Source organism: Streptomyces sp. NPDC001100 (assembly GCF_053598575.1).
In genome coordinates, this window is the sequence record NZ_JBSFKO010000007.1 from 184,119 (window position 1) to 206,990 (window position 22,872).

The 22,872-nt window shown below is 67.7% G+C and carries 19 protein-coding genes; 3 read left to right on the forward strand and 16 right to left on the reverse strand.

Annotated features, from left to right (window positions below):
- Positions 1–142: 142 nt before the first annotated feature.
- Positions 143–742, forward strand: coding sequence for a TetR/AcrR family transcriptional regulator (locus ACWDEW_RS12720; protein WP_450512220.1), 600 nt, complete (start codon positions 143–145; stop codon positions 740–742).
- Between the two features lie 7 nt (positions 743–749).
- Here the strand turns inward: ACWDEW_RS12720 and ACWDEW_RS12725 are convergent, their stop codons facing one another.
- The 8 genes from ACWDEW_RS12725 to ACWDEW_RS12760 form a co-directional block, all read right to left on the reverse strand.
- On the reverse strand, positions 750–1,724 hold the full coding sequence (locus ACWDEW_RS12725; protein ID WP_450512222.1) for a cytochrome c oxidase assembly protein: 975 nt from the start codon (positions 1,722–1,724) through the stop codon (positions 750–752).
- Positions 1,725–1,840: 116 nt separating this feature from the next.
- A complete protein-coding gene (locus ACWDEW_RS12730) occupies positions 1,841–1,972 on the reverse strand; it encodes a hypothetical protein (RefSeq protein ID WP_450512224.1) in 132 nt (43 codons plus the stop codon).
- Between the two features lie 15 nt (positions 1,973–1,987).
- A complete protein-coding gene (locus ACWDEW_RS12735) occupies positions 1,988–2,215 on the reverse strand; it encodes a hypothetical protein (RefSeq protein ID WP_450512226.1) in 228 nt (75 codons plus the stop codon).
- Between the two features lie 125 nt (positions 2,216–2,340).
- A complete protein-coding gene (locus tag ACWDEW_RS12740; protein WP_450512438.1) occupies positions 2,341–2,688 on the reverse strand; it encodes a hypothetical protein in 348 nt (115 codons plus the stop codon).
- Between the two features lie 423 nt (positions 2,689–3,111).
- The gene (locus tag ACWDEW_RS12745) at positions 3,112–4,149 is read right to left on the reverse strand and encodes a hypothetical protein (RefSeq protein WP_450512228.1); all 1,038 of its coding nucleotides are present in this window, start codon (positions 4,147–4,149) and stop codon (positions 3,112–3,114) included.
- Positions 4,146–8,534, reverse strand: coding sequence for a hypothetical protein (locus tag ACWDEW_RS12750; protein ID WP_450512230.1), 4,389 nt, complete (start codon positions 8,532–8,534; stop codon positions 4,146–4,148). Before ACWDEW_RS12750 ends, ACWDEW_RS12745 begins: the two co-directional genes overlap by 4 nt.
- Positions 8,531–9,322 carry a hypothetical protein gene (locus ACWDEW_RS12755; protein WP_450512232.1) on the reverse strand — a complete coding sequence of 264 codons (792 nt, stop codon included), beginning with the start codon at positions 9,320–9,322 and terminating at the stop codon, positions 8,531–8,533. Before ACWDEW_RS12755 ends, ACWDEW_RS12750 begins: the two co-directional genes overlap by 4 nt.
- Entirely contained in the window at positions 9,309–10,823 is a 1,515-nt protein-coding gene (locus ACWDEW_RS12760; RefSeq protein ID WP_450512234.1) for a hypothetical protein, read from the reverse strand. Before ACWDEW_RS12760 ends, ACWDEW_RS12755 begins: the two co-directional genes overlap by 14 nt.
- A gap of 324 nt (positions 10,824–11,147) precedes the next feature.
- On the opposite strand from ACWDEW_RS12760, the gene ACWDEW_RS12765 reads away from it, so the two are divergent.
- The gene (locus tag ACWDEW_RS12765; protein WP_450512236.1) at positions 11,148–11,963 is read left to right on the forward strand and encodes a hypothetical protein; all 816 of its coding nucleotides are present in this window, start codon (positions 11,148–11,150) and stop codon (positions 11,961–11,963) included.
- A gap of 318 nt (positions 11,964–12,281) precedes the next feature.
- Here ACWDEW_RS12765 and ACWDEW_RS12770 read toward each other — a convergent pair whose 3' ends face one another.
- The 5 genes from ACWDEW_RS12770 to ACWDEW_RS12790 all read right to left on the reverse strand — a co-directional run bounded on the left by ACWDEW_RS12770 (position 12,282) and on the right by ACWDEW_RS12790 (position 16,792).
- The gene (locus tag ACWDEW_RS12770) at positions 12,282–13,919 is read right to left on the reverse strand and encodes a hypothetical protein (RefSeq protein ID WP_450512237.1); all 1,638 of its coding nucleotides are present in this window, start codon (positions 13,917–13,919) and stop codon (positions 12,282–12,284) included.
- Positions 13,920–14,037: 118 nt separating this feature from the next.
- Positions 14,038–14,418, reverse strand: a complete 381-nt coding sequence (locus tag ACWDEW_RS12775) for a hypothetical protein (protein WP_450512239.1) — start codon at positions 14,416–14,418, stop codon at positions 14,038–14,040.
- 63 nt (positions 14,419–14,481) lie between these two features.
- Entirely contained in the window at positions 14,482–15,294 is an 813-nt protein-coding gene (locus tag ACWDEW_RS12780) for a hypothetical protein (RefSeq protein ID WP_450512241.1), read from the reverse strand.
- Positions 15,295–15,399: 105 nt separating this feature from the next.
- On the reverse strand, positions 15,400–16,062 hold the full coding sequence (locus ACWDEW_RS12785) for a class I SAM-dependent methyltransferase (protein ID WP_450512242.1): 663 nt from the start codon (positions 16,060–16,062) through the stop codon (positions 15,400–15,402).
- A 100-nt stretch (positions 16,063–16,162) separates the two neighbouring features.
- Positions 16,163–16,792 carry a hypothetical protein gene (locus ACWDEW_RS12790; protein WP_450512244.1) on the reverse strand — a complete coding sequence of 210 codons (630 nt, stop codon included), beginning with the start codon at positions 16,790–16,792 and terminating at the stop codon, positions 16,163–16,165.
- Positions 16,793–17,057: 265 nt separating this feature from the next.
- On the opposite strand from ACWDEW_RS12790, the gene ACWDEW_RS12795 reads away from it, so the two are divergent.
- Positions 17,058–19,688, forward strand: coding sequence for a valine--tRNA ligase (locus ACWDEW_RS12795; RefSeq protein WP_450512246.1), 2,631 nt, complete (start codon positions 17,058–17,060; stop codon positions 19,686–19,688).
- Positions 19,689–19,751: 63 nt separating this feature from the next.
- Here the strand turns inward: ACWDEW_RS12795 and ACWDEW_RS12800 are convergent, their stop codons facing one another.
- The 3 genes from ACWDEW_RS12800 to ACWDEW_RS12810 are packed head-to-tail and all read right to left on the reverse strand — an operon-like array spanning position 19,752 to position 22,778.
- On the reverse strand, positions 19,752–20,675 hold the full coding sequence (locus ACWDEW_RS12800) for a glycosyltransferase family 2 protein (RefSeq protein ID WP_450512248.1): 924 nt from the start codon (positions 20,673–20,675) through the stop codon (positions 19,752–19,754).
- A 20-nt stretch (positions 20,676–20,695) separates the two neighbouring features.
- Positions 20,696–21,373, reverse strand: coding sequence for a class I SAM-dependent methyltransferase (locus ACWDEW_RS12805; RefSeq protein WP_450512249.1), 678 nt, complete (start codon positions 21,371–21,373; stop codon positions 20,696–20,698).
- A gap of 43 nt (positions 21,374–21,416) precedes the next feature.
- Complete coding sequence (locus ACWDEW_RS12810) at positions 21,417–22,778, reverse strand: hypothetical protein (protein ID WP_450512251.1); 1,362 nt, start codon at positions 22,776–22,778, stop codon at positions 21,417–21,419.
- Positions 22,779–22,872 lie beyond the last annotated feature (94 nt).

The window sequence follows — 22,872 nt, forward strand, 5'->3', positions numbered from 1 at the left end:
CATGTGTGAGTTAGTTGGCTGACTAACTCCGTCGGGAATGACGCTAGCACGATCGGTCCGCCCGTTGTCCATAGTTAGTCGGATGACTGACTCAAAGTGATTCCAGGCCCGCCCGGCCCGCCCGTTGTCTATAGTTAGTCAGGTGACTGACTCAAAGGATTCCCGGTCCGCCCGGTCCGCTGCCGTCGGCAAGCGGGAGCGGCTGACCACCGCCACCGCCCGGGTCCTGCACGAGCAGGGCGTGGAGCGCACGACCATCGCCGACATCGCCCGTGCCGCCGACGTCCCGACCGGCAACGTCTACTACTACTTCAAGACCAAGGACGAGCTGATCGAGGCGGCGCTCTCCGAGCACACCGGCAACCTCGCGACCCTGACCGCACGGCTCGACCAGCTTCCCGACCCGCGTGAACGCCTCAAGGCCCTCATCGGCGGCTGGGTCGACCAGAAGGACATCGCGGCCCGCCACGGCTGCCCCATGGGCACCCTCGCCGTAGAGCTGGACAAGCGGTACGAGGACGGTCTCGATGTCGCCGCGGGGCGGGTCATACGGGGGTTGGTGGACTGGGTGGAGGAGCAGTACCGGCAGCTCGGCGCGGCCGATCCCGAGGGGCTCGCGGTGACCCTCGTCGCCGCCTACCAGGGCATGTCGTTGCTCTCCAACGCCCTGCGCGACCCGGAGATCATGACCCGCGAAGGGGCCCGGCTCATACGGGAGCTGGACGCCCTGGGCGCGGCCTGAGCGACTCCTACCGCTGTCCCCGGATCCGCTGCGCGACCTCGCTGTTCTCGGTCTCCCACCAGGGGCGGACGAGTTCCGGACCCTCCGCCGAGGCTTCCGTGGGAGTCGCCCGGACGGGTTCCAGTTCCGTGTCCAGCCGCCGGTCCAGCGCGACCGTCTCGGCGCGTTCGGTGCGGGCCCACTGCACCAGGATCGCGAGCAGGAAGGGGATGGCGACCAGTTCGGCGATGCCGACCATCGCGCCGCCGCCGAGCTGCTGGTCGTGCTGGACATCGGGGGCCCAGGACGGGGAGTGGGCGAGGTACCAGGAACCGGCGATCAGCGTGCCGTGGGTCATCACCACGATGCCCGGCACCGCGTCGACGATCCCGTCGACGAACACCAGCGCGGCCCGCACCGGATGCGTGCACCAGGCGGGCAGCGCCTCCTCGCGGGTGAGTACGGGCAGCACGAACAGGCTCCCGGCGAGCAGCAGTTGGAGGTACATCAGCTGGTGCAGCCAGCCGTTGGCCAACGCCGTCTCGAAGTACGGCGTGAAGTAGATCGTCAGTTCTGTCGTCAGCACCAACGCCGTACTCACCAGCGGGAACGTGAGCAGCCGGAGCACGCGGCCGGTCAGGGCTCCCTGCGCCCGCTCCGCCGCGCGTTCCGGCAGCGCGCGCAGGGCCAGCCGCAGCGGATCGCCGAGGGCCAGGCCGAGCGGGGCGATCAGGTCCAGGAGGACGTTCTGTACGGCGGCCGGCCAGAACAGCACGCGGTCGTACACGGCCAGCGCGGACATCGTGGCGACGACGATCGTGCCGAGCCCGAACAGCGCGAACGCGGCGGTCCGCGCAACGGGCCAACTCTCGCCGCGGCGCCTCAGGCGCAGGACGCCCCAGCCGTACAGGCCGCCGAGGAGCACGACGACCAGCAGCGCGGGCACGTCCGCCTGCCAGGAGGAGAACAGTCGTCCCACGGTGAGCCGTGGCAGGTTCTCCATCGCGATCTACCTCCACCCACGCCTGCCGGACCTGCCGCAGCACTCTATGCCGCCGGGTGCCGCGGCCGGGACGCGCCCCCGTGGTGGAGCACCGCTACAGCACCGCTACAGCACAGCTACATCGACTGGCGCATGATCCAGTCACGGATGCCCGGGATCGTGTACGCGACCTGCCAGGTGGCCATGTGCGCACTGGTCGTGGAGCCCGTCGGTACGACCGTGCCGGCCTCGAACGCGGCGAAGTTCACCGGTGTCCGCCGGGCCTACACGCTGCGCACGTCGGCCGTGAACTCGGCCGCGGTGGACTGCCCGTCCCACAGCGCGGTGCTGACCCGCGTGCCCTGCTCCTGGACGACCGCGGTGATGGCCTGCTCGCCGGGGTAGGCCATGGTGTCGTCGGCGGAGACCAGGATCCACAGATCCTTCTTCACCTGCGGCGCGCCCTGCGCCTCGGTCCTCTCGCCCCTCTCGGCCTCAACACCGACTTCCACATCCGGAAACGGCTTCTCCGGGACGCGGGCTTACGGAACGGCCGTCTCCATGACGTTCACCACACCGCAGAGACCGTCCTTCTGATCCTCAGCCGTACCGGGCGGACTGAAATTCCGAACGGAGGTCAGAGGGTGCGGGTCGCCTCTTCCCGCTCCGAGAGGAAGTCGTCGAGCAGTGCGAAAAGGGTCGTCATGACACGTTCTTCCTGCTCCGGTGAGAGCTGCCAGTGATTCCAGCTTTCATCGGGGAGGGCGATGTGACGGACCAGCCCCATCCAGGCGTGGTTGCATTCCCGACCGCGCCTGGCCACCAGCCACTCACGCCAGCCGTCGAGCCCTGGGCCGCCGTGCCGCCGGGCGTGGGCGTGATAGCCGATCAAAAAGCTTTCCACCCTGGCGAGTGTGGCCTGCCCCACGAAGATCTCTGGGCCTTCGGACACGTGGGCCCAGTACTCGCGCTCACTCATGTCCATGTGGCTCACCCGCTCATCCTTCCGTATCGCGGTCGGTTGTCCCCGAGCCCGAGGAAGTGACGCGAGGCCAACTGAGACGGCCAACGACGAAGGGCCCCACCGCGAACGGTGGGGCCCTTCGACATCGTGCCCGGTGAGGCACTGGCGGAGGATACGAGATTCGAACTCGTGAGGGGTTGCCCCCAACACGCTTTCCAAATGTTCGTCTGAGGGTTCGGGGATGCTCAGGGGCGTCCTGACCTGCGGTGGAGCGGTTTGCTGGAGACACGGCGGACGGTGCTGGACGGGGGTGAATGCAACCAGAATTGCAACCAGAGGGGCAGCTGTTCTGCCTGGTCAAGGAGCGGTTCCGGCGACGTTGGGCTGGGGGCAGACCGGTTGCCCGCGGCCGCCTGTATCGGCGCTACCGAGGTCGAGCCAGGTTTATGTAAGCGGCGTGTCACTCAGCACGTCGAAGCGAAGGGCCTCCTGCGGAACCGCCTGGCCAGTGACCAGCAGGCCGTATGCCTGATCGCGGACTGGGGCCGGGAGCCATGCGACCAGCTCCCGGGCCTTGGCGTCCGAGGTGGGACGAGCTGGGCGCGAGGGACGGGTGACGAGCATGGCCCAGAGGCGTTCTGCCGGCCCTGCCGGGATACCGGCACGCTCGGCCGTGGCGCAGGCTGTAGCGGCTATCTGGAGACCGGCAGCATCCAGGTCGCCGAGGTAATCCAGACGTGTGACCGGGAAGGGCAAAGCCGCAAGGGACTCCAGGGGCGCGGTGTTGCGGCCCTGTACCCAGGCGACGGCGGTCCATGGTGGGGCAGTGCGGGCACGCAGGACACGGAGGAGCGTGCGGAAGGTGGCATGGTTCTCGACGCAGACGACGGCGCCGGATTGGCCGATCTCCGAGGTGACCGGTTCCCAGACGAGAGGAGTCGGCAGCCGCTCGCAGCGCAGCAGTTCGAACGTCAGCCTGCCGGGCGACCATAGGGTGCTTCCCCCACGCGGAGGGTTGGTGTCGAACGCCTTCTCGTCGAGGAGTAGTTCGTATGCCCGTTCGGCGATGGAGACGACGGGGGTCTTTCCGCCGTCGGTGCGACGAAGCCAGTCGTTGACGGCCAGAAGGAGCTGTCTCTGTGGCGTGGAGAGACGGAGCGTGGCCGCCCACTCGGCGAGTTCACCGCGCAGGGGTACGTCGACGGGGACCAGCTTGTCGACGGGGCGGGTCGTCCCCGGCAGAGTCACGGCTTTGGGCAGGACCGTTCGTCCCCGGCGTACGGTCGTGGTCCGGCTCGCCGCCCACAGTCCTTCCCGCTCCCCGCGCTTGATCGTGTCGTGGACGAGTTCGGGCAGTGCGGACGCCTCGATACCCGGGTTTTGCGCGCCGATGGCGGCGGCGATGTCGTCGGTGTGGCGGCGACCGCCGCGGCCGTCAGGGTCGAGGACGGCGATCAGCGCTGCCAGGTCGACGGAACTCATTCTCCGAGCACCGCCCTGACGTCGCGTTGCACGAGGACCAGGTCGACCAGCTCGCGGGATCCGTCGTCCACGACCACGACCTTCTCGCCCGAGGAGGGGCGGGAGCGTCGGCCGAGCATGATGGTCCGGTCGAACATCGACAGCGCGCCTTTGTCCTTGGGCGCGGCGGTGAACAGCAGCTGCAGGCCCAGCTGGTCGGCGGCGCGTCGCATCGTCCGGACGAACTGGTCCGCGGACGCCTGGCCGAACGGGTTGTCCAGCCACAGCCAGCCGACCGAGGTGGTGTCCGACAGGGCGCGGACCTTCGTCATCGTCGCGTACAGGAGGACTCCCGCGGTCACCCGCTGGCCACCGGAGAAGTTCTTCAGCTCGGCGACGTCCACGCGGTCCAGGGAGAGGTCGATGTGTGGTTTGAGCAGACGCACTCTGAAGGGCGCGTCGACCAGAGCCCGGGCGGCGGCGAACAGCAGCGACTGTGCGTCCGATTTGCCGGCACCGGGTGCCAGGAGGGAGTGGACGACGCGGGCGACCCGGTCGATGGAGACGGCTTCGTCGTCCGGCACCTTTTCGTGCTCGATGACGACGAAGCGTCGCTGGGACCACTCGCCCAGACCGTCCGGAAGGCGGGACTGGTTCTGGTAGGCGCGGAGCCGGTCGAGTGCCCGGGATGCCTGCACGTGCAGCATGATCGCGCAGGTGTGCACGTCGCTGTCATGGCGGTCGAGGTCATCCCGGAGCGAAACGGCTCGCTGTTCGAGCTCTCCCGCGATGCGTTCGGCCTCCGAGGGCAGTTGTTCGTCGCCGCGCAGTCGTGAGATCAGTTCGACGACGCGGGAGTCCTCCTCGGCTTCGACCTTGCGTGCCTGCGGACCGTTGGCGTGTGCGCGGACCGTCCCGGCGTCCCGTTGCCGGGTCTGCTCGCTGTCCGCCAGAAGCTTGCGTGACTCGCGGACGCCTTCGGAGACGGCGGCGATCCGGGTGGTGAGCGCGGGGATGTCATCCGCACGGCGGCCGGTCTGTGCGGGGTCGGCGAGATAGCGCAGCCCTCTCACGCTCGCCTCAACCAGTTCGGCAGCCTGGCGCGCCGCCGTCGCGGCGGTCTCCGCGCTCCTGGCGAGTTGTTCCTCTGAACGCTGGACGAGTAGCGACTGGCCTGCCAGCTCGTCGAGTTGGTCGGCGAACCCATCGGCTTCGTCGGCCTCGGGAACCTGATCTGCCGGCGGAAACCCCTCAACGTCCGGGGAGGCGCGGTCTGCCCGGTCCTCGGCCTGCCGCTGGTGTTCCCGCTTGGCCGTTTCCGCGGCCTGCCATGCTTTCCCGTACCCCTCACGCGCTTTCGCCTCGCGCTCCGCGGCCTGGCGGGTCGCTGTACCGAGCGCAACGGGGTGCCGTGCGTCATCGGTGCCGGCGAATTGCTCGGCCACGCCTCGCAGGTCGATGTCCGCGTCGAGTTCCGCGTCCAGGTCCGCGAGAACCTGCCTGGTGTCGGTGATCCGCCGACGGAGTTCCGGGTCGACAGTTGCGTTCTCCAGGGCTTCGGTGACGCTCTTCAGGCGTGCTCGGATGGTGGACGCGTCGTCGGTGGGGACAGGGCCGTCGGTGGTCGCGGACAGTCCTGCTCTGCGTAGTTCGTCGGCCGCGTCGTCCCGGCGGCGCGCGTGGACTCGTACGAGGTCACGCGCCTCTTCGAGGGCCACGGCGAGGTCCGGTATCTCCTTACCGAGTCGGTCGGCGAGGCGGTGGTGTGCGGCCTCGGCGATGCGCAGGCCCGGCAGCTTCTCACGGGCTCCGGAAAGGGTCTCGGAAGCGCTGATCACGGGGGTGAGGAGCCGCCTCGTCTCGGTGGCGCGGTCCATGAGTTCTTGTGCGGTGTCTCGTGCGGCCTGGTGGTCCTCAGCTAGCTGGGCGAGATCCTGGAGCGCGTCCACCGCGGCCTGTTCGTCGTTCCGGGCTGCCTCCATCCGTTCCCGTGCGGAGCTGATCTTTTCCTCGACGGCGGTGCGCGGGTCCTCGGGGAAGTCCCGCCAGAACTGGGTCAGTGCCGCGAGGGCGCCGCGGGCGTCGGTGGCACGCCGACCGGCTTCCTGGAGGCACAGGGTCGCCGTGGTCAGCGCGTTCTCGGCGGCGACGAGCACGTCACGCGCCGCCTCCCGGTCGTAGGTACCCGGGTGCGGGAGCAGGAGCCGGGCGAGTGTTCCGTCGGCGTCGTCGGCCTGGCGCGGTGATACGGCGGCCTCCGGGTCGAGGACGGCACCGACCCAGACCGCTGTGTCGGCGTCGAGATCGCCGATGACGTCGAGAGCGCGGGCGAAATGGTCGGGATGGGACACCACCACGCCGGATGCGATGTCGGGACGTGCTGTCGCGAAGGACAGGGCGGCTGGTGGGGTCATCGTGTCCGCCAGCCAACGCCATCCCGGCCAGGCCGGCACCTCAGCATCCTGACAGCGCCGGACCGCTTTTTCGACCAGAGCGGATCCCGGAAGCAGGCCGTCGGCGCCGACCGCGTCGAGGGTGCGCCGTGCCTCACCGGCCGCGACACGTGCCTCGGCGGCGTCCCTGTCGGCTGTCTCGGCGCGTTGGCTCAGTGCGTCCGTGAGTGCCCGGCGGGCGGTCCACAGCTCGATGCCGCTGTCACCGACGGCGTCCCGCAGGCGTTCGTCATCTTCCAACACGCGGACTCTGTCGTTCACCTGCCGCAGCTGACGCTCTCCGTTCTCTACATCGTGCCGAGCGGCGACGACCGCGCTCTGGGCCTTCGACATGGCCTTCCGCTGGGCGTCAGCCTGTTTCTCGACAGCTCTGAGTGCCTCGCCAGCCGCCTCGCGGCTCCTCAGCGCCGACGCAGCTTTCTCCACCCATTCGGCTTCCACCGCTGCCGGATCGGCACCCTCACGGACCAGACCGGCGATGACCGCCTCAGAGAGGATCCGTTCCGACTCCGTGATCTGCTCACCGACCCGGCGGACCTGCTCGGCAGCCGTCGCGTGCGCCGCGACGGCCTTCCGTTGTTCGTCCTGCGCTGTCGCGAGGGCGGTGGTGGCCCCCTCGCGACGCTCCTCGGCGGTATGGAGATCGGCGGCCGCACGGTCGCGGTGGTCGGTGAGAAGACGGGCGAGAGCGTGCAGATGGCCCTGTTCCTCCTCGCGGAGCTCCGCGGTGTGCTTCTCTGCGGCTTCGATACGTGCCGTAAGGCCGACCAGCTGGGTTCGGGCCTTGTTGGCGTCGAGCACGTCCTGGACGAGTCGCCAGGCGGCGAGTTCGCGACCTGCCCGATCACGTTCCACACGGCGCTTGTCGGCGAGGACAGTGGCGGCGTCGGCCCTGAGTTCGGCAGCCCTGAGCCGCATGCGCAACCGGTGTGCCTGTGCCCTGCGCGCGGTCGCGCCCGCCTCTCGGCGCAGGCGTTCGTGCTCCTCGTGCTTCGCGTCGGCGCTGTCTCCTTCCGCGGCCAGTTCGGCCAGGGTCGCTTCGGAGTCGGCCACTACGACCGCGGCGTTCGCCTCGGCTGTGGCCGCGGCCCGCCGGTGAGCGGCAACCTGGTCGTGGGCGATCGCGAGGCGCAGCAAGGGTTCGGTGAGGCTCTCCCACAGGGCGAGCTCGTCGGACCACAGGGGACGGGCGGCGGCGTTCGCCCGCAGGACCTCGATGCTCTTGCCGATCTGCTCGACGGTCGTGGTCGGCGTGGTGGCGCCGATGAGCCACCGGACGCAGGCGTCCGAGTCGGGAAACCGCATCACATGGTCGACGCCACCCTCGGACGCATTCATCTCGGACTGGAACCGCAACTGCTCCACATCGACCTCGGCGGCAGTCAGCCAGTCGCGCCAGGCCCGTTGGTGATCCGACGGGCGGTGCGGCGGTAGCGCGCCACCGCCCGGCAACATCCCCCGTACCGCCTCCACGAACTGGGTGTGCGTAGTGCGTCGGCCGACGCCGGTACGGAACGGCAGATCCTCGACAGTCGGGCCTGAGCCGTACGTCACCCAGCCGTAGAAGTCCCGCTGGAGTTTGCCCGGGTTGTCGAGATCCCGAGTACCGCCCTCCTCCCAGGCGGCGACCATGCCCATGACGATGCGCTGGAGTTCGCCGTCCACGACCCGGGTGGCCTGCTCGACCACGTGACAGACATCGCCCGAGCGAACCAGCTTTGCCAGGGATCGGTCGGACTCCCCGCGGATGAAGTCCCGCGCGTGCGGCAGGTAGAGCGCGAAGCGCAGAGCCGTGATGGTCGTCTTCCCCGTGCCGTTGTCGGCCCACAGCGCGGCATGCCCGGTCGGCTCGAAGGGGTCGGACCAGTTGATGCTGAGCCCTTCCAGCCGTGACTCGGGGAAGCCCGCGCCTGCCAGGTAGGTACGCTCAAGGCGCCAGCCCGTCTGCGTCACTCCGCTTCCTCCCCAAAGGACTCGCCGTGGCCGGTGTGAGCGGACTGGCCCCGGCCGCTCTGCCGACTCCCGTCCAATCCTTGCGAACCGGTGAGCGTCTGCCATACCAGAGGGCCGCCTGCGGCAGCGACATGGGCGCGGAAACGGTCGGTGGACCGCCACACTTTCAGCTCGGCGCGCGGAGGCGGAACCGTTCTGTCGACCACGACCAGTCCAAAAGACGCGAGCATCAGCAGCACGTCCTCGCACATCCGTACCGTGCAGTCCCGCTTGAGGCGACCGCCCGATGTCACAGCGACCTGTTTGCGGTTGCTGGCGTACTCGCGCCACGCCTCGCCGAGCCCTCCGTCCTGCGCGTTTTCCTCAGCCGCGACGGCCGCCGCGTGTTCGCGTACGAGGCGGTCGACGTCCAGGGCCGTGACGCGTCGCGTGCCAGGTTCGCGCACGGCACGAGCGGTCGGGTAGCACCAGGCCGTCGTGCCGCCGAGTGCCAGCCCGTACACCAGCCGATCAGCTGTCCCCCGGATGCGAAGCCAGGGACTGGTGTCCGTCACCGCCAGCGGCGAGGTAGGTTCAGCCACCAGTACGAGCCCCGTCGAACGGTCGGCGGTCAACACCCGCAGGCCGAGGCCGTCGGCTGTCTCGTCGAAGGCAGTGCGCAGGTCGGGGTCAGTGTGGAAACGGTCCAGTAGCTGGCTGTAGACGTCATGGCGGGCTGGGGACATGGTCGGGTCGAGACCGTACCGGAGGAGAAGGCCGACATCCCGCGCGTCGTCACGAGCCGTCATCGTCGTCCCCTTTCCGACAGACGAGCAGATCGGGAACGTCAAGGTCTGCAAGCACTCCCCGCATCCCGTCGTCCAGTGCCCACCACTCGTCCGAAACGTCGGGCCGGCCGTCGGGCCGCCAGAGCATCATGGCGTCGAGCGCGAGCAGCAGCCGCAGCCTGCGGCGGGCGGTGTCACGTGAGCCCCCGACGACGGCGATGAGCCCGTCGACGACGGCGGACGGAGCCTCCACGGTGAACAGCCGGTCGGCGTCGGCCAGCAGGTCCGTCAGCCGTGCCTTGGCGCCCGGCATGATCCGATGGGCCCGTAGCACATGGGCCACATCGTGGAACTGCTCCGGAAACTGCTCGTACACCCCGTCGGCGTCTTCGAGCGGCTCCTCCACGACGGGCTCCGCCTCGGGCTCCGGCAACTGCTGCGGCGGTACGGCAAGCCGGTTCGCAAGCGTCGCCACATCCAACAGCACCCGTGGAGCCAGCGGAGACAACTCGGCACCGCGAGGCAACGACCGGCCGCCCAGCAGCGCCGTCAGCACATCCGCGGTCGGATCGATCTCACTCACCGGCACAGCGCTGAACGCCTGCGCGGCCTGGGCCTCACGCCAGCGCGGAGCCGCCCCGATCACATCGGTCTGCAGAACGGCCAGGGTCTCCACCGCGTCACCGAGCCGCGACGCGGCCACGGACAACTGCCGGACCGCCAGAGGTTCCTGCTCCTCGGACGCGTCCGCCCGCAGGTTCTCCAGGTGCCGCAGCAGCGTGCCGTCGACGCTGATGCGCCGCTCCAGATGCGCGGCTGCGGCCATGATCTCAGGCCGCAGGACCCGCAGATAGTCGACGCGGGTCACGTCACGCTCGGCCTCGGCGATCATCCGCCGGACGTTCGCTGCGTAGGTTCGCGACAGCGTCAGGGCGTCCTCCGCGGAGTCGATGGCGGCGTCCAGGCGCCCGCTCTCGGCCTGCGCCCGCATGACCGCGATCACCGCCTCGTGCTCGTCCTCCAGCGACCGGTTGGTCGCGATCAGCAGCAGGGTCACGGCGGTGTTGTCGGCGTTAACGTGCAGCGTGCGCCCGTCGGCGGCCAGCGTCTCGTACAGCACGCGCACCTGAAGAGGCACTGGCTGCCAGTCCGAGTCGGGATCCGCGTACTCGACGGCGAAGTACGGGGTCGGCTCGTCATGGCGCAGGAGATGGTCGAGGAGATGACGGGCGACATGTGCGTGTTCGTCGACAGGACGGTGCGGAGCCATGCTCCCGGCGACGCGGGCCATGCCGACGAGCACCTCGTCACGAGGGGCACCCAGATTGCCCTCCAGCCCAGAGGACAGCGCGATCGTGTCCACGCACGACTGGATCAAAGCGATGAAATCGTACGCCGCCCATTGCACGCTCGACGGATTCCTCGCCCGGTTCAAATGAACGTCGAAAATCGGCGACAGGTGCGCAAGTGTTCGACGGCGGCGCGCAGCAGTGCTCGTCAGCGGAGAACCGGTGCTCTTCACACGCACCTCCTCAGCCAGGCGGGCTACAGCCGTCGACTCCTGATGCAAAACAGTATGTCCACCTGGCGAAGCCACGACTCCTCCAGCGCTCGGGGCTCTCAGCCTGGCAGGTGCAGATCACGCGAGAAGAGCATTTCCAACTATAAGCAGCACCGCGCGCCTTACGCCCGAAGACTGGCTTTGTTCAATTTTCCGGCGAAAGGAAGCACCATGGCACTCAATTCAGATCGCCCAGCCACGAACAGCGCCCGAGTCTGCGAGGGCCAGTCCGGTACCGGTGCGCCGCACCCGTTGACCCCGGCGTCAGCGCAGGCTGCGTTCCCGTTGCGGGCGCATGACGCATGGGCTCTGCCGGTCGAGGTCCTGGGGGACGTTCTGGGCGCGACGTTCTCCGAGAAGGAGCTGATCGACGACCATCAGGCATGGCTCATCGCCCTCCGCGGCCAAATCGTGGTCGTCACGGTCCCTGGACTGTCCGTGGAGGAGAAGAAGCACCGCATCCGGCTGCTCTTCTCCGAGTACATCAGTCACGGCTGGGCCGCCATCACAGTGAACGCGGAGGAAGGAGTGACCTTCGCTGAAACCTTCCTGGAGGAAGTCGACCCGGAGGACTGTCCCGCTGTCGAACCACCCGAGGTGCGCCCGAAGAAGATCGAGGACGTGCGAGACCTCTACGAAGGCTCCGCCTACGAGCCGCTGCACGGCTGGCTCAGCGACGAGGAGGTGATCGACGCACTGCGTACGCTGATCACCGACGCACTCGACGGCACGGCCGAGGACATCCCCGAGGAAGCGTATCCACTGCCCGATGGTGTGGGGGCCGCGGTCACGATCGGCTACGACGACCAGGGAGCACCGCACCCACTGGTCTGGGTCCGTGCGGACATTCCCAGCGGACTGCGAGCGGACCTGTGGGGGTACTGCGCCGCCCTGTCCGCCAGCCTCGACCGCGTGGACGCCGAGCCTGACGAGAACGGGATCTTCTACGTGGGGATGGAACGCTCGCCGGTGAGCGGCCCGGGTGTGGCGCTGCTCGCGGCAGTCACTGTGCAGCGGCTGGGCCGTCGCCCTGAGGACTGCGCCTTCCCCCTCCTCCCGTCCCCTGCTCAGGTAGAGGAGGCGCTGCCACTGGCTGCATGACGGGGGAGAACGTCGCCCATCAATCAGAGCGACGGCCCGTCTGACTCCAGGCTGCCCCCGGCCTCGTCTGCCAAAGCCCCCCTGGATCCGGTCCCGTCACCGGGTACAGGGGGCGCACTTGTGAGTTGACCGTCTGCGAGTGTCGGCGCCTCGACTCGATGAACCTCGTGACCTTCAGCGCCGGTGTCCCCACGGCCTGGTCGCCGCCCTACTCGGCTCGTCGGCCCTGGTGCCCCGTCGCACACTGCCAAGGAACACGGTGGGGCGGCTCACTGCCGCCCAGCGCGAATGATCGCCGTCTAGCCGCATGAGACGTACTTACTCCATGGGGTCAAACCCTTCAGGCTGCTGATCGGCGGAGTTGTAGCGGGTGAGGCGGACGGGCTGGTTGGCGTGATGAGGTGCGGTCCTTACAGACAGTTCAAGTCCGTCATCTCCCGGGCGGACCCCCGTGACCTGCAAAGGCGGTGTCTCCATCGTCACAGGGCCAATTGGGATGCTCTGGCCGAGGATCTCGACCCGGTAGTCGTCCACGAGCCCAGTCCCTCGGACAAGACCATTGGTGTCTGCGAGCTCACGGATCCGAGGAGTGTCGTCGGCGGTGAGTGTGGCGGTCATGGTGGCGTCGACTTCCGCAGTACGGCCAGTGAGAAGCGTGTAGGCGGTACGGATGGCTGCCTTGTCGTCGCGCGGGATGTCCACTGGGAGTTCGAACGTAGTCAGGGCCATCTTCTCGATCGCAGCCAACTGCTCCAGCAATTCGATCAGGGCATCCGCTGTACGCTGGTCCACTCCTTCCGGTGTCGGTACAGGTACAGACTCGGTGAGTGGCTGGCCCGCGAGCATCACGGCCAGCATGTGGTGGGGGAGCAGTGCAGCAGCGAACCGGACAGCCTCCAGTCTGGCGGCAGGCCGCAGCCGGTCCACGGCCTCGTACTTCAGCTTGACCTGGAGTGCGCCGGCGCTGTGGTCCATCCGCAGTTGGCATTCATACGACCCGGTGACGTCGGTGCCGGTCAGGACGCTGCCGCGGGTGCCCATGCGCAGCCCCGTCATCCGCAGCCCGAGTACGGCCATGCGTTGGCCGTGCGCGTCTGTGACCACCAGATGCGCAGTGTGGTCAGCAGGGACCTCGTGAGCTGCGACCCTCAGTCTCATCCCGGGGCCGGGCTGCCCATGGGGGATTCCCAAGACAGCAGGCCCGTTCACCCGGAAGTCTGCGATGTGATCGCCGGGCACCTCGACCGCGTCACCGAAGGCGATGGCACGTTCCCACGCCTGTGCGGTCTCCTGGGCCTCGGGGGTATCCGCGAAGGCCACCCAGAAGCCGGCTGGCCGGTCCTGTACGGCGCCGGGATAGGCCGGAAGCATCTCCACCATGCTGTCCGCTCCCGGCCCCGCAGTCATCCTGAACTGGTAGTGCGGCTCCAGCTCAGCCAGCCGCTCGATCATGCGGCCCATCCGCTGCATGGCCTCCCCGACATCGGCGATCGGCCCCCGCTCAGGGACCAACTGCCGCAACAACTCCTCCGTCTCGGCCATGGCGTTGGCGAAGTAGAACCTGCGGACTTGCGGATGCTCGGTCAACCGCGCCTCGATCCACGCGGCACCACGCCACTCGAGCTCGAACGGATACTGCGCACGCAGTGTGTCGAACCACTGCAACTCGCCGGGGGTCGGATCGATGGGAACAACCAAGTCCCAGGTGACGGGCCTGAGCCTGGCTGCCCGCGCGAGGGATGACTCCACCTGGTTCCTGCGTCCGTCCGTCATCCGGCCGGTGAAGGACTTCATCTCGAAGGCGTGTAGTCCGTCGTGATCGGTCAATTGGGCATCCCGGCCGCCATCGCCGCCGGCGCCGTCGATCCGCTGAATGTTGGGGTGCATCCGGCTCAGCAGGACAGCGATGCCCTTCTCGAACGCCTTGGGGTCTTCAGGCCAAGCAATCCCGCTCATTCTTCGCCCGCCCCTTCAATCTCATGCTCCTAGTGGGCAAGTAGGAAGCGTAGCGAGGCTCAATGCAGTTCCCGGCTTCTTGTTGTTGAGGGGAATGCCGTGGCCGCGCTGTGCCGAGTCACCGGTGAAGTGTCGGAGGCATGGCGGGTGTGATCCGCGTCTGAGTGGCTTCGGCTGCTTCCTGGAGGAGCTCGTCCCAGTCGGTGCGGGGGAGCCATGCCTTGCCCATGAGGTGGGCCGTCCACCAGACGAGATCGGCCCAACTACGGCAGCGGTTGATCTCGATGGCGTACGAGTTGGCGTTGGGCGACGGGTCGCACGAGTAGTGGTGGACGCGCCAGCGGGCGGGGTCTGGGTACGACCGGATGCTTTCGCCGGAGAAGATCAGGGCTCCGTGTTCGTGTTGCTCGGCTTCGAGCTGTTCCCAGGCGCGTTCGTTGATCGTCGCCTGTTCGACCTCCGACATGTCCACCCAGAGACTGCCCTCGCCGTCAGCCATGGCTTGCTTGCATGCACCGCAGATGGCGATCAGTTCATGCGTCACGGATGGCCCTTTCCTGTCTCAATGGCTGCGCGGAGCGCCGACGGCCGGCGAGGTCCACGCCGATGACGGAGGCCGTACGCGAGCGCCGTGACGGCCGAAGGGGTCACGCCCGGCGACTCGTCCATTCGCACGGTCGACTTCCACAGTGCCAGCACCGGGATGCCACACAGGCGCTGGCGCGGACGACCAGTCGGGAGCTTCCGGACGCAGAGCCTGGAGCGCCTCCACGCCCATCCCATGATTCACGCCGCCACAGACGCAATCGCACGGCGTTTCAGGCGTGGCCAAGGCGCAGCTCGCCGAGCCGCAGAAGGACGCATCGCCGTCGTCCGGGTGCTGTCGGCACAAGGGGGACCAGCACGGAGTCCGCAGGTACCAGTCGAGGAAGCCGACCGCACCGATCAGTTCGCGGTCGAGGACCGCCAACATGACGGGGACGGCGTCTTCCAGTGTGGTGACGGTGCTCCAATAGGACACGGGCGGTGCGTTGCCGACGACCGATTCTCGGTAGCCGGAGGCGAAGGTACGGGCCATGGCGTGGTCACTGATGGCACAGAGATCCGTACTCAGACCAAGGGGGCGGAAGTCGCCGATCACCCATGAGTCGTCGGAGAGATGGGTCCACCGACTGAGGTTGAGGCGGCACTCGAAACTGCCGCCGCGTATCTCCTCCCACTCACGGACCATGCCAATCAGGACGGCCTCCGTCTTACGGCCGTCAGCGAGGCGTCTCTGCTCAGCAGGTGCCTTGGCCAGGATGCGGTTGATCGTGTCTTCGGCCTGCTGGGTGTTCTGCGAACCGGAGCCTGCCTTTGGGCGCGACGAAACCAAGCAACACACCTCTCACGACGGCGTACACAATGCCGGGCAACCGAGGTCATTGTCTCCCCGGTCGCTCCCGGGAAACCAAGAGCCGACACAGAAGGGTTGTCGAGCTCAACGGGTGATCGTCTGGGTAATGCGCCACAGGCGGCGGGGGAGGTCTCCTTCTTCGAAGGGGAAGACCTCTTCCAAGACCCACCCCTCGGCGAGCGCGTTGACCAGGTCGCGGGGGAAGAAGTGCACGGCGAAGCCTCCGTGCTCCCAGATGTCGTCGCCGTGAGCAGTGCCAGCGCCGTAGTGGGCGTCGCCGGTGTGCCGCACCGTGTAGACGAACACTCCTCCTGGTCGCAGGACGCGGCGCACCTCGCCGACAAGCGTGTGGATCTCCGAGGTGGTCAGCGCCATGCAGAGCAGCATGTGCGCGAAGACCGCGTCGACCGAGGCGTCTGGCAGGGGCAGCGGAGCACGGACGTCGTGCGCGAGGGTCGTCACGCGCTCGGCGACACCTTGGGCCCGGGCGGCGGCGTGTATCTGCTCAAGGCCGGTGGAGCTGAAGTCGGTGGCCTGCACCGTGAAGCCCTCACGGGCGAGGAAGAGGGCGTCGCGGCCGTGGCCGGCACCGAGTTCCAGCACATCCCTTGCCCCGGCGTTGCGGAACACCCGGGCTGCGCGTACGGCGGGCGTAGAAGGCTGCCCGCCGTACATCCCAGGATGAGCGGCGTACGTGTCCTGCCAGTGCGTGCGCTGCGCCTCGCCCAGGTCCTTCTCCTCCGCCACGGATCCTTCTCCCAGGTCAGCTCGTTGTCGCGCGCCCGCGGACGCTGCTGAGCACGCTACTGGCCAACTGAAGCGCGCAGTGCTCGAACATTCGGGCAGATCATGAAGCCCAGCCCTGGCGCAGGGGAAGCTGACTGGCCTGGAGTGCGTGGCGCTGCTCGGTGATCCACTGTTCGACCTGGTCCACGGAGTCCGCGATCGGTCGGTCCGTCGTGTCGAGCCGCTGAGTACCCCATCGGACATCGCCGGCGTTCCACCTGGTCCAGCGGCTCCAGACCATCTCGGGCCAGCTGTCGTCAATGATGACGTCGGGTCGGTGAGACGGGTCGGCGGCGTGCTTGCGGTGCCATTCAGCCCATCCGAGGAAGGCGTCGACCGTCTGGGAATCCCACCGTCCGGCGTCGCGCTCGGCGAGGCGAGTGCGCCGGACCGGATCGGCGACGTCGACCAGGCACACGGCGATGCCATCCAGCAACGGGGCGGAGGGTGCGGCCAGCACTTCGCCCAAGGGGGACTGGCCAGTGAGCAGAAGATCGATGCCGCGGTTTTGGTACTCCAACGCCCGCCGCACCCACATCTCGGTCATGCGGTGGCGCCAGTGCTGGTCGGCGCCCTCTGGCACACCTAGCTCGTCGAAGTCGTGCACGGTGATTTTCTCGATCCCGGCAGCCGCCGCGTAGGCCAGGGTCGTCTTACCCGAGCAACTGGACCCGGTGAGCTTCAACAGCATCGCGCCAGAGTGCCGACAACGCGGCACCTCCCACGACCCAATTATTCGAGTCACCCTGAAGAGCGACGCTGTCGGGCCTCCGGATCGGCCTGGGGAATTGCGGTTCCGCCGGAGCGGAGGGGTAGGCTAGGAACCGGTCGCACGGGAGTGTTCTTGGTCACACTTGAATTTCCTCCGTGCGACCACTTTTCTGTCCTGACCATGCCGTGGCGTGCGCGCAATAGTCAGGCGAGGCGACGAGTGCTACGGCCCTAGAATGGCCGTCGTGACCGACAACACTCAGCGCCCCGACAGCGGGCCGAACAGCGCCCCCGAACTGCCGACCCAATATGCGCCGGCCGAGGTAGAGGGGCCGCTGTACGAGCGCTGGGTAGAGCGCGGTTACTTCGAGGCTGACGCGAAGAGCGACAAGCCCGCGTACACGATCGTCATCCCGCCGCCGAACGTCACCGGCTCCCTCCACCTGGGCCACGCCTTCGAGCACACGCTGATCGACGCCCTCACCCGCCGCAAGCGCATGCAGGGCTACGAGACGCTGTGGCAGCCCGGCATGGACCACGCCGGTATCGCGACCCAGAACGTCGTGGAGCGGGAGCTGGCCAAGGAGGGCAAGTCCCGTCACGACCTGGGCCGTGAGGCGTTCGTCGAGCGGGTCTGGCAGTGGAAGGCCGAGTCCGGTGGTCAGATCGCCGGCCAGATGCGGCGTCTGGGCAACGGCGTCGCGTGGAGCCGTGACCGGTTCACCATGGACGAGGGCCTGTCCCGTGCCGTCCAGACCGTCTTCAAGAAGATGTTCGACGACGGTCTGATCTACCGCGCCGAGCGCATCATCAACTGGTGTCCGCGCTGCCTGACGGCGATCTCGGACATCGAGGTCGACTACCAGGACGACGACGGCGAGCTCGTCTCCATGAAGTACGGCGAGGGGGACGACACGATCGTCGTCGCGACCACGCGTGCGGAGACCATGCTCGGCGACACCGCCGTGGCCGTTCACCCCGACGACGAGCGCTACAAGCACCTCGTCGGCACGCGCACCAAGCTGCCGCTCACGGACCGCACCATCCCCGTCGTCGCGGACACCCACGTCGACCCCGAGTTCGGCACCGGCGCGGTCAAGGTGACCCCGGCCCACGACCCCAACGACTTCGCGATCGGCCAGCGCCACGGCCTGGAGTCGCTCTCCGTCATGGACGAGCGCGGTGTCATCACCGTCCACGGGCCCTTCGAGGGGCTCGACCGCTTCGAGGCGCGTTCGGCGATCGTCGCCGCGCTGCGCGCCGACGGCCGGATCGTCGCCGAGAAGCGTCCGTACGTCCACTCGGTGGGCCATTGCTCGCGCTGCAAGACGACGCTTGAGCCGCGGCTGTCTCTGCAGTGGTGGGTGAAGGTCGAGACGCTCGCCAAGGCCGCGGGTGACGCGGTCCGCGATGGCCGGGTGGACATTCACCCCGCCGACCTGTCGCAGCGGTACTTCGACTGGGTCGACAACCTCAACGACTGGTGCATCTCACGGCAGTTGTGGTGGGGGCACCGCATCCCCGTCTGGCACGGACCGAACGGCGAGACCGTGTGCGTCGGCCCCGACGAGCAGCCGCCGAGCGGGGAGGGCTGGGAGCAGGACACCGACGTCCTGGACACCTGGTTCTCGTCCGGCCTGTGGCCCTTCTCCACGCTGGGCTGGCCCGAGAAGACCGCGGACCTGGCCAAGTTCTATCCGAACTCGGCCATGGTCACCGGCTACGACCTGATGTTCTTCTGGGTCGCCCGGATGATGATGTTCGGCCTGTACGCGATGGACGGCGAGATCCCCTTCCACACCATCGCGTTCCACGGCATGGTCCGTGACGAGCACGGCAAGAAGATGTCGAAGTCGTTCGGCAACACGGTCAATCCGCTCGACTGGATGGACAAGTACGGCTCCGACGCCCTGCGGTTCACGCTCGCGCGCGGCGCCAACCCCGGCACCGACGTGCCGATCGGCGAGGACTGGGTCCAGGCGTCCCGGAACTTCGCCAACAAGATCTGGAACGCGACCCGCTTCGCGCTGATGAACGGCGCCACGATCGAGGGCGAGCTGCCCCTGGCAGAGCAGCTGTCGGCCACGGACCGCTGGATCCTGTCCCGGCTGAACACCGTCGTGGCCGAGGCGGACGCGTACTACGACGACTACCAGTTCGCGAAGCTCGCCGATGCCCTGTACCACTTCGCGTGGGACGAGGTCTTCGACTGGTACGTCGAGCTGTCCAAGACGACGTTCATGGCCGGCGGCGACGCGGCCAAGGTCTCGGCACGCGTCCTGGGCGAGGTCCTGGACGTGACGCTGAAGCTGCTCCACCCGATCGTCCCGTTCGTGACGGAGACGCTGTGGACCACGCTCACCGGCCGCGAGTCTGTCGTGATCGCCGACTGGCCCACGGACAGCGGGTTCCGCGATGCTGCGGCCGAGGCGGAGATCGAGAGCCTCCAGCAGGTGATCACCGAGGTTCGCCGCTTCCGGTCGGACCAGGGGCTGCAGCCCGGTCAGAAGGTCCCGGCTCGCCTGGACCTGTCGGGCACGCAGCTCGCTGCCCACGAGGCCGCCATCCGCCAGCTGCTCCGGCTCCAGCCGGAGGGTGACGGCTTCAGCGCCACGGCAACCCTCCCGGTCGCCGGCGCCACCGTCGCCCTCGACCTGTCCGGCACGATCGACGTCGCGGCCGAGCGCAAGCGGCTGGCCAAGGACTTGGCTTCGGCGGAGAAGGAGAAGGCCCAGGCGGAGGCCAAGCTCGGCAACGAGGCGTTCCTGGCGAAGGCGCCGGACAACGTGGTCGAGAAGATCCGTACTCGTCTGACGAAGGCCGAAGAGGACATCGTCCGGCTGCAGAACCAGATCAACAACCTGCCGCCTGCCTAGTAGCCAGACCAGTGAGGAAGCCCCGGACACATGTCCGGGGCTTCCTTCACAGAGCCGGTGCGGCTACGGGATGCCGAGGGCCTCGAAGGGGCTCGACAGGGAGAACTGCCGCTGGCGGGCGACCGCGAGGGCCTGTTCGAGGTCGAACTCGGCCATCCGGATCAGGTCGACGAGCCGGGACGGCTTCGAGGCGAGGACGAGGCGCGCGATGTCCTCAGCCGAGTCTTCGCGGTCGAAGTGGTGCCGGAACAGGTCGAGGTTCTTCTCCACCACCAGCAGGGTCATGTCGAACTCGGAGATCTCGGTGTTGGAGACCCGTCGTGTGCGCGTATGGACGCGGTATTCGTGCAGCGGGTCGGCGATGCACACGATGTGGTTCGCCTCGCCCCTGCGGAACCGCCCGGCGAGGAGGTTCACGGCGAACGCCCAGTCCCCCCACTTCCGTACGTGCGGGTCGTAGAGACCGCCGTGGATGGCGTCGTCCCGGCGGTAGACGATGGACGTGGGGACGTGGTGCTTGCGCAGGACCAGTTCCTCGCGGCATGGGTAGGAGGAGATGGTGAGCCCGTCGAAGTCGCCGATCATCCGCGACATGGTGTGGACGAAGGCCAGGTGCTGGTGCGTTTTGAGGAGCTTGACGGCTCGGTCCGGGTAGCTGCCGGTCTTCAGCAGCTCGGGGTCCGTGGCGAGCCGATCGTCGGCGTCGAGCTGCATCACGTACTCGAAGGACGCGGCGTCGATGCCAGCGTTCCTGGCGGCGTGGTGCCCGCTGCGCTCCTGACGGACGACGCGGACCTCGGCGCGCTCGGCGCACTGCGCGATGGCACGAAGCGTGGGCTGGTCGTCGGAGCCGTCATCCACGATCACGACTTCGTACGGGAACGTGTGGGGCTGCTGGATCAGGGACTCCACGGCCTCGACCAGGTAGCCCCCCGAATTGAAGCAGGGGATGATGAAGCTGATCCCCTCAGGCGTGCTCGACTTCACGATGTACTCCCTGTCTCTGATCAGGCTGCCCGGTTGTTGGCGGCGATGACGGTGGCCCTGGTCGCCTCGAAGCAGCTGCGTCCCGTTCGGCGGTCCTGCTCCGCGTGCTCGGACCAGAGCAGCGTGAGGTCCCAGCCGTCGTAGATCCGCTCGATGAACTGCCGGAAGGAGTCCGGTGAGAAGTTGGCCTCTCCCTCGATGCGCCGCAGCTGACCGTCTGCGGCTCTGCGAGTGATTCCTGTGAAGACTTCGAGGTAGTGACGGTTGCCCCCGCGTGCGTGAGCGACCGCGTTCGTGAGCAGGGACTTGACGTCGGGTCTCGCGAGGTAATGCAGGACGTCCCTGGCGACGACGATCCCGAAGTCCTCGTCGATGGCGTAGTTCTCAGCGAGGCATTCGCGCGGGTCGATCCGGCGGCCCCACTCGCCCGCGCCGTCGATGCGACGAAGCAGAACGTCGGTGGAGATCTGATCGACCGCTGTCACGTGGAATCCGGCGCGCGCTAACGCGATGGCGTAGGCGCCGGCCCCGTACCCCAGATCCAGGGCGGTACGTGGGGTCTCGACTCCGACGGCTTCCAAGAGGGTGTTGAAACGCTCCGAGGTGGCGGCCTGGAGGTTCTCCGCGGTGTTCCGGCCCTGCTGGATCGCCTCGTCGTAGAAGGCACGCACGGATGCCTTCGAAACCAGCTCGTTCATGAGTAACTCCTCTGTGGCCTAGGCGGTTTGGAGCAGCCGGCGCCTAAAAAGGCACCGTGACCAGGCGCCCAGGAGCGAGCACAGACGAGGCGAGGGCCTCGGTGACCTGCATGGGCCGCAGGTGGCTCGCAAGGGAGCTGCGCTGCTCGGAGCCGCGCAGCCAGTGCTCCATGAGCTGGCGGTTGCTGTCGCTGTGGAACAGCCCGTCGAACGACTCCTCCGACACGTACTGCTCGTCGTGCAGCAGCGCAGCGTTGGCGCGTGTGGTCACGCGGGCGAACGCGTCGATCCCGTCCGCGCTGACCCCGCGGGGGATGTCGTAGCAGTGGACGTGGGTTGAGAACAGCGTCGACAGCTGGGCCTCCAGGTCGACACTCGACGTGCGGCCGTTGACGTTGTAGAGACCGTCCGGCAGCTCGGCCCAGTCGCGGATGGACGGGGTGGTCTGCTCGAAGGACAAGGTCCCGAGCGAGACGGTCCTCCCCGTCGCGGCGTCCACGAGGCGGAAGGTGGAGGTCACATCGGTCTCGCCGAAACGGAAGCCCTCGTCCGAGTCCGTTGACCACCGCGCGCCGGCGTCCTGGAACCTGCGGGCGATCGGCTGGGAGAGGCGCTGGTGCTGGTCGACGGGGAAGGCACCGAAGGCGCTGACCTCCAACCGGAGTCGGCGCTCGGGAAAAAGCTCCGCGTTGAGGTACAGGATTTGGGTCGCGAGATCCACGTAGTGGTACGCGCCGTGCATCATCATCCCGTAGCCGTACTTGTACGGGTGATCGTCGCGGCTCTCGAACTCACGCTGGAGGTTCCACACACCGCCGGCGGCCCGCAGATGGAAGGAAGTCAGGGGTGCTTCCCACCGCTCCATCCGCTCCCTCAGTGAGGCAACGACCTTCTGGTTGTAGATCTGGTGGTACCGGCTCAGCGTCATTACCGAGTGCTCCGCGGGGGAGTCGGCGGCAACACCGATGAGTTCCTCCATGGTCTTTGTGATGTACGACGGCTTGAACCGACCGTCGACGATGGGGGCCAGTACGGGCTTCTCGACCAGCGAGTTGATGTGGTTCTCCACGCAGAATCGCAGGTATGCCTCGTGAGCCCGCACCTCCGTGGCGATGTACACCTTCGTCGGTACGCCGGGTACTCGCAGGCGCTGAACAGCAGCCGCGATGACTTCCTGCGGCGTCTCCCGCACTCGGTCGCCGGAATCCGGCAGGTAAACGACTCCTCGCGGCTTCACGCTCGCTGCGTGTATGCGTCGGTCGATTTCCGTCCGCTGCGACTCCAGATCGATGATGGAATAGGAGTCGATGTGGCCGGACTTGATGGCGTCGCGAATACACGGAAGGTACTTGTTGGCGACGATCTCATCGAAACCGATCACGATGAGGTGGTGAGCTGATATCACGGGACCACCTTTCCAAGGAGCCTAGAAGGAATGGCTGGTGGGCTGGTTTTGGGCGCACTCCACCAAAGGCCCGTATGGCATTGGAGGATATGCG

Excerpts from the sequence above, each read along its gene's own strand:
- ACWDEW_RS12725 (WP_450512222.1), bottom strand. The coding sequence starts at position 1,724 with ATGGAGAACCTGCCACGGCTCACCGTGGGACGACTGTTCTCCTCCTGG.
- ACWDEW_RS12740 (WP_450512438.1), bottom strand. The coding sequence starts at position 2,688 with ATGGACATGAGTGAGCGCGAGTACTGGGCCCACGTGTCCGAAGGCCCA.
- ACWDEW_RS12745 (WP_450512228.1), bottom strand. The coding sequence starts at position 4,149 with ATGAGTTCCGTCGACCTGGCAGCGCTGATCGCCGTCCTCGACCCTGAC.
- ACWDEW_RS12755 (WP_450512232.1), bottom strand. The coding sequence starts at position 9,322 with ATGACGGCTCGTGACGACGCGCGGGATGTCGGCCTTCTCCTCCGGTAC.
- ACWDEW_RS12770 (WP_450512237.1), bottom strand. The coding sequence starts at position 13,919 with ATGAGCGGGATTGCTTGGCCTGAAGACCCCAAGGCGTTCGAGAAGGGC.
- ACWDEW_RS12775 (WP_450512239.1), bottom strand. The coding sequence starts at position 14,418 with ATGGCTGACGGCGAGGGCAGTCTCTGGGTGGACATGTCGGAGGTCGAA.
- ACWDEW_RS12790 (WP_450512244.1), bottom strand. The coding sequence starts at position 16,792 with ATGCTGTTGAAGCTCACCGGGTCCAGTTGCTCGGGTAAGACGACCCTG.
- ACWDEW_RS12805 (WP_450512249.1), bottom strand. The coding sequence starts at position 21,373 with ATGAACGAGCTGGTTTCGAAGGCATCCGTGCGTGCCTTCTACGACGAG.